We start from the raw sequence: 14,944 nt of genomic DNA, 5'->3' as shown, positions 1-14,944 counted from the left end.
GCTTCACCGCCGGCACGCGCCCTGACCCATGATGCGGAAACCGCTGTTGCTTGCTTCGCAAGCGTTCGGGAAGGATCGCATCTGCGAGCCGCGCTGGCCGCAGACCGGCCGATACTCGCGTGTGCAGATGCCGGCCGGCTGCGCCGGTCGCGGTGCGGGACGCTGCGGGCGCACCGTTATGCCGGGCTGTCGGCGGCACTGGCCGCGGCTGATGACCGTGAAGTTGGCGGCGCGCGCCTGGCATGCATTGGTGAAGGTCTGGACACGTGCCCCACGCTGGCCGCAGACCGGAGCATATTCCAGGGTGCACATCTGCGGCCTGGCCGCGCCAGGTGGCGGCGGCGGACGCGATGTTATCGGGGTCGGGTGGCGGCACTGGCCGCGGTTGATGATCGAAAAGGAAGCTGCGCGGGCCTGGCATGCATTGGCGAAGGTCTGGACACGTCCACTGCGCTGGCCGCAGACCGGGGCATATTCCATGGTGCACATCGCCGGCCTGGGCGGGGGAGGAGGCGGACGCGAATAACTTGGCCCGACGTCGACGGTGCAGGCGCAAAGAAGCGGGATAAGCGCAAGCAGAGAAAGCTTTCGCGGCCACAGGAATCCGGCGAGCGTCATTATTCTTCCCCTACGGCTGGATTTCTTTCTAAATCCTAGCGCAAGTTGCATTTCCGGGGAAGTTCAAACCTCAGCGGTAGTCGAGAATTTCGTAGCGGTTCAGTCGAATAGGCTGGAAACCGACTCTTCCTGGCTGGTTCGGTTGATGGCTTCGCCGATCAAGCTTGCCGTGCTGACAACGCGGATGTTGTGGGCTGATTGAACAGCGGTGGTCGGCTGGATCGAGTCGGTAATCACCAGTTCGCGCAGCTTCGAGGAGGTGATGCGGGTCACCGCGCCGCCGGAGAGAACGCCATGGGTGATATAGGCGGTAACGCTTGCAGCCCCTTGCGCAAGCAGCGCGTCGGCGGCGTTGCAGAGCGTGCCGCCGGAATCGACGATGTCGTCGATCAGCAGACAATCCTTGCCTTCAACTTCACCGATAATGTTCATGACTTCGGATTCACCCGGGCGGTCGCGGCGCTTGTCGACGATCGCCAGCAGACAGTCGAGGCGCTTGGCGAGCGCGCGGGCACGAACGACGCCGCCGACGTCAGGCGAAACGACCATGACGTTGCTGATATCGTGATTGGCCTTGATATCGCGGGTCAGGACCGGGATAGCGTAGAGGTTATCCGTCGGGATATCGAAGAAGCCTTGAATCTGGCCAGCGTGCAAATCGAGTGTCAGCACACGATCGGCGCCGGCTTCCGTGATGAGGTTCGCGACGAGCTTGGCCGAGATCGGCGTACGCCCCGAGGCGCGGCGATCCTGACGGGCATAGCCGAAATAGGGAAGCACGGCGGTGATGCGGCGCGCGGACGAGCGGCGCATCGCATCGATCATGATGAGCAGTTCCATGAGGTGATCGTTCGTCGGGAAAGACGTCGACTGGAAGACGAACACGTCCTCGCCGCGGACATTTTCCTGGATTTCTACGAAGATTTCCTGATCGGCAAATCTTCTGACGCTGGCTTTGCCCAATGGCACGTTGAGATAGTTGCAGATCGCTTCGGCGAGATGCCGGTTCGAATTGCCTGCGAAAACCTTCATCTTGGTCCGCCTATTACCTGCTGATAGCCGCGCTTTTTAGCCAGCTTGCTCCTGAATGCAAGGGCTAAGGCGTCATCTGCGCTTATATTTCTAAAAAGCTTGTGGCTTAACCGCCACGAGCGTCGCGCCACGTCGAGAATTCGGTGATGGTTTTCGAGGCGATTTGCTGCATGACCGAAGCGGGAACGCCGGCCCAGGGATCCTGCGCTTCCGAGGGCACGCTTTCCTGTCCCTGTATGCGGTGCAACCGAGCGCCCCCACCGTCGAGAACGTCCCAGACGTAGACCACAGTGACCTTGCCGCTGTCAGAAAATGCCGAGAGATACCCCTTCAGAATGTAGGCACTGGAGCTGTCGTTCGAGCTCTTGATCGCAAGCCCGTGCGAGCGGGCCTCGGCCCCGAGCTGGCGCGAAAGCGGCGTGACGGCCTGGACCGGCGCGCCGATGATCGGCAGGAAGCGGACGGTCGTGCCGCGCGCCGAGGGGGGGTCGGTATTCAGCATGGCCGTCTGGGTCTGCTGCCGCGGCGGCTCGCGCGGGGGCGTTTCCACCATGTCTTCTTCTTCGGCCCTTGCGTTGGACACAGGTTCAGGCAGCGTCTCGGCTTTTATCGGAGCGGCGGCGGCGGGCGAGGGCGTGTCGTTTTCCAGCGCCATAGCCTGCGCTTCCATCGTGGTCGGTGGTGCGCCGGAACCTTGCCGGTAGCCCGTCTGGTTGTAGGCAGGGTGATATCCGTTCGACCGCTGTTCGGAGGCAAAGGCCTGCTGGCGCGGCGCCGCGCCCGCCATGCGCTCTGCGTCGCCCTGCGTTACCGGCGATGAACGGATGCTTCTGGAGGGTTCGCCGATGTCGACCAGGGGAACCAGGGCATCGGTGGTGTTGCAGGCGGATAGGGCAAAGCAGGCAAGGAGCATCGGCGCAGTCGCAACTCGCGTCATCCCTCGTTACATCCTTCCCAGTGCCGGCCCCATCCACTTTATGAAGGCCGGCGCCGGTCTGTGTCAATTCCGGATTCTTGCCAGCAATGGTTTGCGTCAGACGTTGATGAAGTCGAGAACGTGGCGCGAAAGGGCGCGGGGCACGTCGTCGGTCGTCAGATAGGTCTGCCCGAGGGTCATCGCCGTTCCCGTGTCGGAATCCATGATGATCATGTGCACGAAGAGCGACATGTTCGGCTCGATCGGCTGCGGATTTCCGACGTGGAACATCTGATGCTCCATCCAGGACGGCGAGAAACGGGCGCCCAGAGAGTAGCCGCAGGCATTGAGACGGTGGCGGGAAAGGCCTCGTTCATCCATGATTTTCGCGTGCATATCGAAAACATCGCCGAAACTATGGCCCGGCTTGAGGACGGTCTCGATCGCCTGGATCGTCTCGAAGCAGGCATTGTAGAGTTCCCGGTGGCGATAGTTCGGTTCGCCGATGACGATGGTACGCATCATGGCCACATGGTAGTGCGCGTACGCGCCCGCCCATTCGAGCGTCAGCTGATCGTTCGCATCGAGCTTGCGGCGGCCGGCCTTGTAGCGGCAGAGCAGGGCGTCCTCGGCGGAGCCAATGATGAATTCGTTCGCAGGGTAGTCGCCGCCACCGGCAAAGACGGCGCCCTGCATCGCGGCCAGAATGTCGGCTTCGTCCGCACCGGGCTTGGTCAGCGCCAGCGCCGCATCGAGCGCATCGTCGGCCAGGGCGGCCGCGCGCTCGACATACGCGACTTCGGCCGGGCTTTTGATCAATCTCAGGCGGCTGACGAGATAGGAGGCGTCGACAATCTGTCCGAACGACGTCAACTGCGCATCGAGCATCCGGCCAACGCGGCCCGTCATGCCATGGGTATCGTACTCGACGCCGATCCTGGCGCCGAGCAGGTCCATCTCGACCAAAAGGTTCCTGAGGTCGACGGTCGGGTCGGCATTGACGCGGTCGACCCAGATTTGGACATTTTCCAGGATAGAGGTGTGCTTGGCCTGGCGCAGGTCGGCGGAGCGCGTGATCAAGGCCATTGTTCCGTCGGCCTTGACGACAAGCGTCTGGAAGAAGCAGTAGCCGAAGCTGTCGTAGCCCGTCAGCCAGTACATGCTTTCCTGCGCAAAGAGCAGCAGGGCGTCCAGCTTTTCTTCGCGCATCCTGTCGGTCAGACGTGCGAGACGGACGGCGAATTCGGGTCTGTCGAAGTGCAGGGCCATGCCGCTTAAATCTCCCTGATTGCGATTGCAGAAATTTGCCGGCCGTAGTCCGGCTCCTTGTTATGTGTGGTCCGGCGATAGGAGAAGAAACGCTCGGTGTCGGGATAGGTGCAGATCCCCAGGGTCTCTGCGCGGACACCGGCGACGCGCAGCCGATCGACGGTCAGGGCCGGCAGGTCGAACATCGCGTGCCCGGGCTTTCCTGAAGACAGGAAGTAGCGCTCGTAAGATGGATCCTGTGTGACAAAGCGCTCCACGAATTCCGGGCCGACCTCGTAGCTCGCCTGGCTGATCGATGGCCCGAGGCAGGAAACGATTGCCTCCCGCTTCGCGCCAAGTCGGACCATAGCGTCGATCGTGTTCTCCAACACGCCGGTTAGGACGCCTTTCCAACCGGCATGAGCGGCACCGATGACACCGTTCGTCGCGTCGGCGAAAAGGATGGGTCCGCAGTCGGCTGCCAGAACACCAAGCGCTATGCCGGGGGTTGCCGTTACCATCGCATCTGCTGCTGGGCGGGATCCGTCATAGTCCTTGTCTACGATGACCACATCGGGAGAGTGGACCTGGTGCACGGTAGCGAGACGCTCGACAGGCAACTCAAACCAGTTTGCCACGCGGCGGCGGTTCTCCTGAACCTTCTCGCGCTCGTCGTTCGAGCCGAGGCCAACATTCAGGCCGCGATAGATGCCGTCCGAAACGCCGCCTTCCCGCGTGAAATAGCCATGGAGGATCGCGTCACCGGTTGTCTCTTTCAGCAGCGTGCTTTGGATCGGTGCCGGAGATGCTCTTTGTGTCATTAAAACTTCCAAGATTGCTTGAACTGCTTATGCGCCATTTTCGGACGGCCAAGCCCGGCGTTGCAGCGGATGTTGGCCCAGCGGCGCTTCTTCTGTCAATCCGCTGGACGGAAGGGCATCAAATCCACGGCCGGGTGAGAGACCGCCATGACCTTGAAGAGTTCGCCCATGCGCCCTTCGCCTTCGCCGGCCAGTCGATCGACGGCGGTTTGGATAATCTGGCGCGTGTGTGCTTCCCGGTCTCGGCCAAGCGCCGCTGCGCGATCGAGAATGCCGAGGCCGACAAGAAAATCGCCCTGGTGAAGCATGCCGTTGAGGTGGACGCCAGCTAAGGTGGCGGCCTGCGCCAGCGCCTGGAAATCGACGTGGCTCGTAAGGTCCGCTTCGCCCGGATGTGCGAGCGGCGGGTCATACTCATGCATGCGCACCGCCTGCAGCGTATCGCCGTAGCCACTGACGAGGTGCCCGTAGTCGATGGCGACAGCCGTTCCCCCATACTCCTTCAGCCGATCGCAGATCGCTGCCATCACCGACTGGCGACCCGACGAGATTTCAAACAGCGTTCCCGGGAGCACATCCTCTTCGGGCCAGGGCAGAAGGCCGGGATCGATCCCTGCAACCCCAACGCCGAAGGCCAGTTCACCGTCTGCGTCGACGCCGACCATGCGCTCGCGGAACCCTGTCGTCGTCTTCACGAACTGACGGATCGGAATGGCATCGAACAATTCGTTCGCCGCGACGAGCGAAAAACCCGGCGTCACGTCGTCGAAACCTTGATGCCAGCTGACCTTGTCGCCATACGACGCAAGCGTTTCCTGCTGGATGTCGCGCAGACGCTGGCTCGTTTCGACGAGATGCACCGTCATGTCCTCAAAGAGCGGCGGTGCTATGCGGGAAATGACGCGCAGCATATCCGACATCATGGTGCCGCGACCGGGGCCGATCTCGACAAGACGCACACCTCCAGGCGTCCCGTGTCGCTGCCAGGCGTGGACGATGAAGACGCCGATCATCTCGCCAAAAAGCTGGCTCACCTCCGGCGCGGTCACGAAGTCGCCCGAGCGCCCGAAAGGCTCGCGGGTCCTGTAGTAACCGTGTTCGGGATCGGCCAGGCACAGCGAGAAAAAGTCCGTGACGCTGATCGGGCCGTTTGCCTGGATGATCGCCTTGATCTTCTCACCGAGCGCGGTGCTCATCGATACCCTCCTGTCCGGCTGCGTTCAGTGCTGCAAGGCAGCCTGACGGCGGGCCCGAAGCATGGCCCAGATTCCCAGCAGAACCATCGGCGTGGAAAGCACCATGCCCATGGTGAGCCAATTGGTGCCCACAAGGTAGCCCAGCTGGGCATCCGGTTCGCGGAAGAATTCGACGAAAATACGAGAAAGCGCGTAGCCGCAGACGAAGACGCCGGTGACGAAGCCCGGCGCCTTCAGGGCGCGCAAGCCGTAGATCAGAACGGCGAGAACCAAGAGGAGCACGATGCCCTCCAGACCAGCCTCATAGAGCTGGCTGGGATGGCGAACAAAGTCGCCGCCAGGGCAGTAGCCGTTGGTCTTCTCAATGTACTGATTGCAGAAAACCATGCCCCACGGCACATCCGTCAGGCGACCCCACAGCTCACCGTTGACGAAGTTGGCGATACGGCCGCAGAACAGGCCGATCGGGACGACCGCCGAGACGATGTCGAACAGGCTCCAGATCGGTATGGCGTTGCGACGTGCGAAGATGATCATCGCGATGGTGGTGCCCGTCAGTCCGCCGTGGAACGACATGCCGCCGTTCCATATCTGGATGGCCCGGATCGGGCTCTCGATCACGGCCGGCATGTCGTAAAACAGGATGTAGCCGATGCGCCCGCCGAGAACGATGCCGAGAGCGACCCAGATGATGAAATCGTCGAGTTGCACCTTGGTGATCGGGGAAACATTGCCTGGCCATAGCGTGTCGTTGCCGGCGATCAGACGCGCATAGTACCAGCCGAGCATGATGCCGGCGACATAGGCAAGTCCGTACCAGTGAATGGAGAGGGGGCCGAGCGAAAAGGCGATCGGGTCGATCTCGGGGAAGGGCATGATCGCCAGGAGATTGGCTGCTGTCGGCAAGGGTTTCCCATTCGCTGGCGTGAGCCCTACGGCGTGGCCGGTCGGACGTCAACGCAGTTCAGTTCAAGGCGTCCTTTGCGACTTTCTGAAGGCGCGCCAAGCTCGATGTGGGCGGAAGATGGCGCTGGTATCAGAAACGGTCAAGTCGATTGTTGGCGATCGCGGCGCACGGGCAGGCTTATCCAGAGCAAAGCGCTTGCATCCTTAGCGGCGAAGCCCTACCTCATTCTTGAAGGGCCCCGAAGCTTGAAGGGCCCCGAAGGCCGTAAGTTGTATGTTGTAAAGGGAGAAGAGCGCCATGACGACTGGAGCAAACCGCATCATGGACGAGTTCGCCAAGCTGATGACGGATGCCGCCGGCGCGGCCCAGGGTGTGCGCAAGGAGATCGAGACAGCCTTCAATGCGCAGGCGGAGCGCTGGCTCAATACTCTCGATGTCGTCAAGCGCGAGGAATTCGAGGTCGTGCGTGAAATGGCGATCAAGGCGCGCGATGAAAACGACGCCCTCCTTGCCCGGATCGCCGCCCTTGAAGCGAAGCTTGCAGCCAAGGGCAAATAATTCCCGTTGTGACACAGGCCGTGGTGTGACCTTTATGAGACACGCCGCGGCTGCGACTGAAAAACCGGGTGTCGTTATCCACCTGTGGACACTGCCAAAAAGATCAATGGGCAGAGTCATTTAAACCCTCCTTCTGAATGGAAACCCGAAAAGCTTTCCACAGTGCCGTTCCCTAAAACGGCTGTGAGGGGCTGGCGCGTCGCCGAGCCCGTTATACACTGATTTTAAATGATGATTCGAAGCAGTTGGTAAGCTCCAGGCAGGTTTGACTGCGTTAAGTCTGGTAGCGGTTCAACGGTCATCAGGTTGGTGGTTCCGGCTGTTGCGTGTGTTCTCCTTGTGTCTCGTTGACGAAGTTGGTTCGCATTCACTCCGGTCAAGAAGGTGCTGCATGAGCCTCATGGAATTGGAAGTCGAGCGTCAGTCGAACCCGGTCGATATGATCGAGTACGTCGCCGCCAATAACGACTGGTCTTTCGAGCGGTCGGGCGATGACGAGATTGCGATGACGGTTGAAGGGAAGTGGACCGACTACCACGTTTCCTTTTCCTGGATGGAAGAGTTTGAGGCGCTGCACCTAGGCTGCGCCTTCGACGTCAGGGTTCCCGAACAGCGTGTCAACGAAGTCACCAAGCTCCTGGCCGCGATCAATGGTCAGGTGCTGATGGGACACTTCGACCTCTGGCGCCAGGAAGATGTCATCATTTTCCGCCAGTCCTTGCTGCTTGCCGGTGGTGCCGAGCCGACCAATCGACAGGTCGAGGTTCTGCTGGCGAGTGCACTCGACACTTGCGAGGCGTATTATCAGGCCTTCCAGTTCGTGATCTGGTCCGGTATGGAGGCGAACCGCGCGATGGAAGCGGTTCTCTTCGAAACGGTCGGCGAGGCGTAAATGTCATCCGTATCTTCAGGTCCTGTCGTTCTCGTCGGTGCCGGCAACATGGGGGGCGCGATGCTCTCCGGCTGGCTCAAGAGCGGCGTGGCCGGTTCCTCTGTCGTCGTCATCGATCCCAGCCCGTCGGAGCAGATGGTGCAGACGATCAACGATGCCGGCGTGACGCACGTCACCTTTGCTCCGGCAGGGTTGACGGCAGGCGTTCTTTTCCTTGCGGTCAAGCCGCAGGTCATGGATGCCGTGCTGGCGCCGGTCAAGGCAACGGTCGGAGCGCAGACCGTCGTCGTGTCCGTTGCCGCTGGCAAGACACTGTCGTTCCTTGAAAAGCATCTCGGCGAGGCTGCGATGGTGCGCGCCATGCCGAATACGCCGGCCATGGTCGGGCGCGGCGTTACCGGTGCGTTTGCCAATGCGCGCGTCACAGATGCGCAGCGCGAGCAAGTCCATTCTCTGTTGCGTGTATCCGGTCCGGTCGAGTGGGTTCCAACCGAAGCCGACATCGATGCCGTCACGGCCCTGTCGGGAAGCGGACCGGCCTATGTGTTCTATCTCGTCGAGTGTATGGCAGAGGCAGGCCGTAAACTTGGCCTGCAGGCGGACCTTGCCATGCGTCTTGCACGGGAAACTGTCGCGGGGGCTGGTGAGCTTTTGCACCAGTCCCCCGACGACGCCGCGCGGTTGCGCCAGAACGTGACCTCGCCGGGCGGCACGACGGCTGCCGCGCTTTCCGTCCTTATGGCAAAGGACGGAATGCAGCCACTTTTCGACAAGGCCCTTGCGGCAGCACGCAAGCGTGCCAAAGAGCTTGCCGGCTGAGGACATCTCTGACATGGCTGACGAAATCACCTATGCCGACTTCGAGCGTGTCGACATCCGCGTCGGGACGATTGTCGAGGCAAGCCCGTTCCCGCAAGCGCGAAAGCCGGCCTTCAAACTGTTGATCGACTTCGGGGCGGAAATCGGCCTCAAGACATCATCGGCCCAGATCACCGTTCACTATACGCCCGAGAGCCTGATCGGTCGGCAGGTTCTCGGTGTGGTCAACTTTCCGCCACGACAGATCGGCCCGGTTCGCTCGGAAGTCCTGACGCTCGGCTTCGAGGACGAAGCCGGCGCGATCGTTCTTGCGGCAACGGACAAGCCAGTGGCGAACGGCAAGAAGCTTATGTGATCAGTGGATATCGCGCGACAGCGGGTTGCTCAGCGAGAAAGCATGGAATACGGCTTCAAAGCCGGCGCGTTGCGGCGAGCAGAATGCCGGGCCGACGGCAACCTCCACAAATGCCGGGTCGAACCAAGCAAGCCGCGCCATGCGCCAGTCCTCCATGCGGTCCGTTCTGTATTGAATGAACAAAGCATCGCCGGTTCGCGTCACCCGCACGCCCATGCGCTCGAATGCATCGTCGAGCCGAAAGGCTGACCAGTCGGAGTTGCCGTTGGTCACGACGACGCTGAAGTGCATTGCTGCATCGGTATATTCGATCCCGCATTTCATCCAATGCGTCGCGTCGGCACGAACCATCATGCCGGCCTGGTCGTAGAGTTCCTCATAGCGTGCGGAGAAGGATAGTTCGGCCGTGAAGTCGCCTTCTCTCGGCTGATGCAGGAAATGCCCGTCGTCACGGTGAAAGCCATAATAGGTTCCTTGCCAGAAGTCCGTCTTCGGTCCGGACCAGACATGCAGGCAGCCGTTGCGCTCGTTGCAGCGAGGCGGCGGGTTCAGCCATGTCATTCGCGCCGTGTCGATCATCATCTGTTTTTTCAAGCCGGGAGGCGGACGATCGCCCGCAGACCGCCCAGAGGGCTGTCGCCGAGCGTGACGTTGCCGCCGTGGCTTCGGGCGATGTCGCGGGCAATGGCAAGGCCGAGGCCGGTGCCCGAGGCATCGAGATTGCGCGCTTCATCGAGCCGGAAGAATGGCTTGAAGACATCCTCGCGGTTCTTCTCGGGAATACCCGGACCATCGTCGTCAAAGGTGATCGTCAGCCACTTGGCGCTGTGTTTGGCGTTGACGTCGAGGGTGCTGGCGTAGCGGCGAGCATTCGAGGCGAGGTTCGTCACAAGGCGCGTGAAGGCGTTTGGACGCACCGCAATACCGTCCTCGCCCTCTATGGAGTATTTGAGTGTCTTGCCCTCGTGAAGTTCGAAATCGGTCTCAAGCTTTGCAAAGAGGTCGCTGAGCTTCATTTCGCCGACGTCTTCTTCGACCTCGCTTCGCGCGAAGGCCATGTAAGCCTCGAGCATCGATTGCATGTCATTGACGTCGTCGTTCAGGCCGTGCAGGTCGGGATTGTCGCCGGCCAGCGCCAGCTGCAGCTTGAAGCGGGTCAGAATCGTGCGCAGATCGTGGCTCACTCCGGTCAGCATCGCGGTGCGCTGCTCCATCTGCCGCTCGATGCGCTCGCGCATCAGAATGAAGGCGAGGCCTGCGCGGCGAACCTCGTCTGCACCGCGCGGGTGGAAGTTGTCAGCCTTCTGGCCCTTGCCGAAGCTTTCCGCTGCGTTTGCAAGCGCAAGGATCGGCCGGATCTGTCCCCGCAGGAAGAGGATCGAGATACCGATCAGCACCAGCGACGCACCGACCATCCAGACGATGAAGATGTGGGTGTTGGAGGCGTAGGTCGAGTTGCGTCTTGCCAGCACCCGAAGGATCTTGTCTTCGAGCTTGATGCGGATCTCGACGAGATTGGAATCGCCCAGCGTGTCGATCCAGAACGGGCGTTTGACCTGGTCGCTGATCTCGTCGCTCAGGATGCCATCAAGGATTGAGAAAAAGGGCTTGGTGCGTGGTGGCGGCAGATCGCCGTCCGGTTCGATCGAGATCTGCAGGCCCAGCTGGTCGCGTGCTATGCGAGCGACCTCGCTGTAATCCGTATCCTGTGGATAGGTCTCGATGATCTGGATGACCGCTGCAATGTCGCGTGTGACCGCAGCAGAGAGGCGCTGTGTCACCATTTGCCAGTGGCGTTCCATGAACAAGGCCGCGACGACGGACTGGAGCAGCAACATCGGGATGATGATGATGAGAAGCGAGCGGACGTAGAGGCCGGTCGGCAGATAGAGCCGTAATCTGCGGAACATCCACCGCCAGCCGCGGGCGGGCGGGCGGTCCTCGCGCCGAAGGGAGTCGAATGTCACCATTTGGTCGCTGGTCCTGGGGTTGCGACTGTCAATCGATGCTCAACCGGTATCCTATACCACGAACCGTCTGCAGCCAGACCGGATTTGCGGGATCGTCTTCGATCTTGCGTCGCAGGCGGTTGATCTGCACATCGATGGTGCGCTCGCCGACATCGACATCGTTGCCGATGAGCTCGTGCCGCGGAATGGTGTCGCCGGCGCGCTTTGCAAACAGCAGCATGATTTCCTGCTCGCGATCCGTCAACCGGACCACTTCGGAGGCCTTCTTCAGCTCCTTGCGCGTCAGCGAGAAGGTATATGGTCCGAACATCACCTGTTCGATCTTCGGCGCATCGTTCGAAACATTGCGGCGCAGGATGTTGTTGACGCGCAGCACGAGTTCGCGCGGGTCGAAGGGCTTGGCCAGATAGTCGTCGGCGCCAGCCTCCAGTCCGGCGATGCGACTGCCCGCCTCCGCCAGTGCCGTCAGCATGATGATCGGCACGTTCTTGATCGTGCGCAGATCCCTGGTCACGTCGATCCCGGAATCGCCTGGCATCATGACGTCCATGATGATGAGGTCGAAGTCCAGTCCGGCAAGCTTGCGCTGCGCTTCCGCGCCGTCCGCGGCGACCGTCACCCTGAACCCGTTCTCGGTCAAATAGCGGTTCAAAAGGGCACGGATACGCGTGTCGTCGTCCACAACAAGCAAGTGCGCAGCGTCGTCCGAAATCACTGTCTTTGTCGCCATTCAGTCTGCTTTCGCGTTTTGTCTGTTCCGCATACCCCTCAGAAAGGCCTTTATGCCTTCCCGTACCGCAGGAGAAGCCCCGTCGAATGCTCTCTCAATACGGCGCGATTGCGGCTCTGCCAGAGCAAGGGCCAGCTCGCGCCCCATCTTGGTAGGATAGAGCTTGCGCTGCCGCCTGTCTTCAGGACCTGCAATCTGGCGAATATACCCCGAATCGATGAGTTGTTTGAGCACTCTTGCGAGACTCTGCTTGGTAATCTTCAATGTATCCAGCAGATCGGCAACCGTCATACCGGGGTTGCGGTTAACAAAGTGAACGACACGGTGGTGCGCCCGCCCGAAACCGATCTCCGCAAGAATGGCGTCGGGATCGGAAACGAAGTCACGATAGGAGAAAAACAGAAGCTCGATGATCTCGAAATCGATGGTTTCCGTGTTTTCCATCGGCATCTTCAGCGGTTCGGGCTTGCCCGCCTTCGGGCTCGTCTGGCGTGCCAATTTGGCATTTCCTTTCTTGTTGCGCACCTTGCGGGAAGCTCGCAAAAAATATGTCAGCATTGTTGACGTATCTCTGCGCCGTTGCTAGCGTCCCCAAGCGTTGCGAAGCCGGAAGAGGACGCCATCTCCCATGGAAATTTGGCCTGACTTCGCAAACTTCACTACAATGCGTAATTTTCCCCTGCATGAGTGGATAAAACGTATTGGGGACAACAATCAACAGCAATGGCGTGCGGGCGCCGGAGGAGTGAGAAATGGCTTCAGTTCCCTTTGATCAATTGGATGGCGAAATCTGGTTCAACGGTGCATTCGTGCCGTGGAAAGACGCAAAGATCCACGTGCTGACCCATGGGCTCCACTACGCAAGCGCGGTATTCGAGGGGGAGCGCGCCTACGGCGGTAGGGTTTTTAAGCTCACGGAACATAGCCAGCGCCTGCACGAGTCCGCGCAGATCCTCGGCTTCAAGGTGCCTTATTCGGTTGCCGAACTGGATGCGGCGACGATCGAGCTCCTGAAGCGCCAGGGCTTCTCCGATGCCTATGTCCGCCCGATTGCCTGGCGCGGTAGCGAGATGATGGGCGTGTCGGCTCAATCGAACCGCATCAACGTCGCGATCGCCATTTGGCAATGGGGGAGCTATTTCAATCCGGCAGAGAAGCTGAAGGGCATCCGGCTCGACATTGCCGAATATCGCCGGCCCGATCCGAAGACGGCGCCGTGCGCCTCGAAGGCTGCGGGGCTCTACATGATCTGCACCATTTCAAAGCATGCGGCCGAAGCCAAGGGGTATGCCGATGCCATGATGCTCGACTATCGTGGCCAGGTGGCGGAAGCGACGGGGGCAAATATCTTCTTCGTCAAGGATGGCGTCATCCATACGCCGACGCCGGATTGCTTCCTGAACGGCATCACCCGACAGACAGTGATCGAGCTCGCCAAGCGTCGCGGTATCGAGGTGATCGAGCGCGCCATCATGCCGGAGGAGCTTGCGGATTTCAGCGAGTGCTTCCTGACGGGCTCTGCGGCAGAGGTGACGCCGGTCTCGGAAATCGGCCCGCATCAATTCACCCCGGCGACGATCAGCGAAACGCTGATGAACGACTACATAAAAGAAGTATACCCGGCGGCGGCTGCAGCGGCCGAGTGATCTTTACCAGCAGGAGCGGCCGAGTTCCTCGCGAGCTCGGCCGTTTTTCGATGCGCTGTCTACCTTGCGCGAGCGGCTACTGCGCCTACGATCGTCGACAGGATGCCGCCACCGATCAGGCCGCCGATTCCGTCGGCAATCAGGCCGCTCATTGCAGCTTCGCCGCCGACCATGCTGAGAAGCATGCCGCCACCAATGCCGCCGATTGCGCCGGCGATCGTGCGGGCAACGGCATTGATTGCAACCTGCTTCAGTGCGCCGCTTGCGACATTGCCGCCGACGGCCCCTGCTATCACTTGTGTGATGATGGGCAATAAGGCTTCCACGATTTCCCTCCTTTTGCGTTTCCTCAAAACGCCACTGCCAGCTGCGCGGTCCGAAAGGATAGCCAGCCATACAGGCGATCCGACGTCCGACCGGGAGCAGGGATATCGTCTGAATTTCAGTATTTTATCATGATTGAATGTAGAGTGGAATGGAGAGCAACCCATGCGTGAAAGTTTTCCACGCTGCGCTTGGAACAAAAAGGCGCCCGAAGGCGCCTTTTCCATGTTGTGTGTCAAAGTCAGTTGTAGACGTAAACAATGCGACGGGTAGCGGGATCCACAAGGACCGGCCGATCGTTGATGCGGACATATCGATACTGATAGTCCGGAACTTCCTGAAATGTCACATCGTCCGGCACCGCTGCACCGACGACGACATCACCGCGCAGGCGGACCGTCTCAGCCGGATTGGTTTGAACATAGGTCGTGACCGTCTCAGGCGGGCTGATGGCCTCGACAGAACCAACCGGTCCCAGCAACTCGTCGCCTGGGGCCGGGTCGGGAGCGACGCTTGCCGTCGTCTCGTAGGTCACAACAGGAATGCCGAGATCGACTTGGTGCTGCTCGACGATGACGCTGTTGCCACCCTGTTGAACTTGCAGATACTCGGCATAGACCCAGCCCCGGACGCCATTGACGTCAACCCGGCACCAGCGGCTTGCCTGGATGCAGCCGTCCAGAATTGCCTGGGAACCGCGCGTCGCTATGCCGAGGGAAGGGTACTGCGGACCAGGGCCAGCACGAACGTTCAGATCGTTGATGGCCGTGGCAGCCATGTCCGCCTGGGCAAGACCGGCGCTTCCCACGACGATCGCGCCAGCCAGGAACAGATTTCGCTTCAGGGTCATCTCGTTTCTCCTTGTCTTCTACAGCCAAGTAACGTTTGGCTGATGGCGAGGTTCCCCTGCGG

18 protein-coding genes are annotated in these 14,944 nt (G+C 60.6%); 5 read left to right on the top strand and 13 right to left on the bottom strand.

Features of this window, described 5'->3' with window-relative positions; translation table 11 throughout:
* Window positions 1–3: 3 nt before the first annotated feature.
* The 7 genes from ACSQ9D_RS12210 to lgt all read right to left on the bottom strand — a co-directional run bounded on the left by ACSQ9D_RS12210 (window position 4) and on the right by lgt (window position 6,737).
* On the bottom strand, window positions 4–621 hold the full coding sequence (locus ACSQ9D_RS12210) for a Kazal-type serine protease inhibitor domain-containing protein (RefSeq protein ID WP_436283826.1): 618 nt from the start codon (window positions 619–621) through the stop codon (window positions 4–6).
* 96 nt (window positions 622–717) lie between these two features.
* Window positions 718–1,650 carry a ribose-phosphate pyrophosphokinase gene (locus ACSQ9D_RS12205; RefSeq protein ID WP_024313864.1) on the bottom strand — a complete coding sequence of 311 codons (933 nt, stop codon included), beginning with the start codon at window positions 1,648–1,650 and terminating at the stop codon, window positions 718–720.
* A gap of 106 nt (window positions 1,651–1,756) precedes the next feature.
* Complete coding sequence (locus ACSQ9D_RS12200; RefSeq protein WP_436282441.1) at window positions 1,757–2,587, bottom strand: hypothetical protein; 831 nt, start codon at window positions 2,585–2,587, stop codon at window positions 1,757–1,759.
* 96 nt (window positions 2,588–2,683) lie between these two features.
* Window positions 2,684–3,835 (bottom strand): M24 family metallopeptidase, encoded by a 1,152-nt coding sequence (locus tag ACSQ9D_RS12195; RefSeq protein ID WP_436282440.1) that lies wholly within the window; start codon window positions 3,833–3,835, stop codon window positions 2,684–2,686.
* Between the two features lie 5 nt (window positions 3,836–3,840).
* Window positions 3,841–4,635, bottom strand: coding sequence for a peptidoglycan editing factor PgeF (pgeF, locus tag ACSQ9D_RS12190; protein ID WP_436282439.1), 795 nt, complete (start codon window positions 4,633–4,635; stop codon window positions 3,841–3,843).
* A gap of 95 nt (window positions 4,636–4,730) precedes the next feature.
* Window positions 4,731–5,831 carry a class I SAM-dependent methyltransferase gene (locus ACSQ9D_RS12185; RefSeq protein WP_436282438.1) on the bottom strand — a complete coding sequence of 367 codons (1,101 nt, stop codon included), beginning with the start codon at window positions 5,829–5,831 and terminating at the stop codon, window positions 4,731–4,733.
* A gap of 24 nt (window positions 5,832–5,855) precedes the next feature.
* On the bottom strand, window positions 5,856–6,737 hold the full coding sequence (lgt, locus tag ACSQ9D_RS12180) for a prolipoprotein diacylglyceryl transferase (RefSeq protein ID WP_436282437.1): 882 nt from the start codon (window positions 6,735–6,737) through the stop codon (window positions 5,856–5,858).
* A 298-nt stretch (window positions 6,738–7,035) separates the two neighbouring features.
* Between lgt and ACSQ9D_RS12175 the strand changes: the two genes are divergently transcribed.
* The 4 genes from ACSQ9D_RS12175 (at window position 7,036) to ACSQ9D_RS12160 (ending at window position 9,362) form a co-directional block, all read left to right on the top strand.
* Window positions 7,036–7,296, top strand: a complete 261-nt coding sequence (locus ACSQ9D_RS12175; RefSeq protein WP_025581879.1) for an accessory factor UbiK family protein — start codon at window positions 7,036–7,038, stop codon at window positions 7,294–7,296.
* Between the two features lie 391 nt (window positions 7,297–7,687).
* The gene (locus ACSQ9D_RS12170; RefSeq protein WP_024313857.1) at window positions 7,688–8,188 is read left to right on the top strand and encodes a YbjN domain-containing protein; all 501 of its coding nucleotides are present in this window, start codon (window positions 7,688–7,690) and stop codon (window positions 8,186–8,188) included.
* Window positions 8,189–9,007 (top strand): pyrroline-5-carboxylate reductase, encoded by an 819-nt coding sequence (gene proC / locus ACSQ9D_RS12165; RefSeq protein WP_436282436.1) that lies wholly within the window; start codon window positions 8,189–8,191, stop codon window positions 9,005–9,007.
* Window positions 9,008–9,020: 13 nt separating this feature from the next.
* Window positions 9,021–9,362 carry a tRNA-binding protein gene (locus tag ACSQ9D_RS12160; protein WP_436282435.1) on the top strand — a complete coding sequence of 114 codons (342 nt, stop codon included), beginning with the start codon at window positions 9,021–9,023 and terminating at the stop codon, window positions 9,360–9,362.
* Here ACSQ9D_RS12160 and ACSQ9D_RS12155 read toward each other — a convergent pair whose 3' ends face one another.
* From ACSQ9D_RS12155 to ACSQ9D_RS12140, 4 genes are read right to left on the bottom strand one after another with little or no spacing between them, the layout of a single operon-like run.
* Window positions 9,363–9,944, bottom strand: a complete 582-nt coding sequence (locus ACSQ9D_RS12155; RefSeq protein ID WP_436282434.1) for a DUF1349 domain-containing protein — start codon at window positions 9,942–9,944, stop codon at window positions 9,363–9,365. It abuts the gene before it with no gap.
* Window positions 9,945–9,952: 8 nt separating this feature from the next.
* The gene (locus tag ACSQ9D_RS12150; protein WP_436282433.1) at window positions 9,953–11,332 is read right to left on the bottom strand and encodes an ATP-binding protein; all 1,380 of its coding nucleotides are present in this window, start codon (window positions 11,330–11,332) and stop codon (window positions 9,953–9,955) included.
* 28 nt (window positions 11,333–11,360) lie between these two features.
* Window positions 11,361–12,062 carry a response regulator gene (locus ACSQ9D_RS12145; protein ID WP_436282432.1) on the bottom strand — a complete coding sequence of 234 codons (702 nt, stop codon included), beginning with the start codon at window positions 12,060–12,062 and terminating at the stop codon, window positions 11,361–11,363.
* Window positions 12,063–12,560 carry a MarR family winged helix-turn-helix transcriptional regulator gene (locus tag ACSQ9D_RS12140; protein WP_037118129.1) on the bottom strand — a complete coding sequence of 166 codons (498 nt, stop codon included), beginning with the start codon at window positions 12,558–12,560 and terminating at the stop codon, window positions 12,063–12,065.
* Between the two features lie 254 nt (window positions 12,561–12,814).
* Here ACSQ9D_RS12140 and ACSQ9D_RS12135 point away from each other — a divergent pair, with 254 nt between their 5' ends.
* Window positions 12,815–13,708: a branched-chain amino acid aminotransferase gene (locus ACSQ9D_RS12135; RefSeq protein WP_436282431.1), complete on the top strand. Its 894-nt coding sequence runs from the start codon at window positions 12,815–12,817 to the stop codon at window positions 13,706–13,708.
* Between the two features lie 59 nt (window positions 13,709–13,767).
* On the opposite strand, the gene ACSQ9D_RS12130 is transcribed toward ACSQ9D_RS12135, so the two are convergent.
* Window positions 13,768–14,034 carry a hypothetical protein gene (locus ACSQ9D_RS12130; protein ID WP_024313849.1) on the bottom strand — a complete coding sequence of 89 codons (267 nt, stop codon included), beginning with the start codon at window positions 14,032–14,034 and terminating at the stop codon, window positions 13,768–13,770.
* Window positions 14,035–14,273: 239 nt separating this feature from the next.
* Window positions 14,274–14,882, bottom strand: coding sequence for a DUF1236 domain-containing protein (locus tag ACSQ9D_RS12125; RefSeq protein ID WP_436282430.1), 609 nt, complete (start codon window positions 14,880–14,882; stop codon window positions 14,274–14,276).
* Window positions 14,883–14,944: the final 62 nt, after the last annotated feature.

Source organism: Rhizobium sp. LjRoot258 (genome assembly GCF_964254185.1).
GTDB lineage: Bacteria > Pseudomonadota > Alphaproteobacteria > Rhizobiales > Rhizobiaceae > Rhizobium.
Note: the sequence above shows the minus strand (reverse complement) of the source record. Positions and strands in the feature narration are given on the sequence as shown.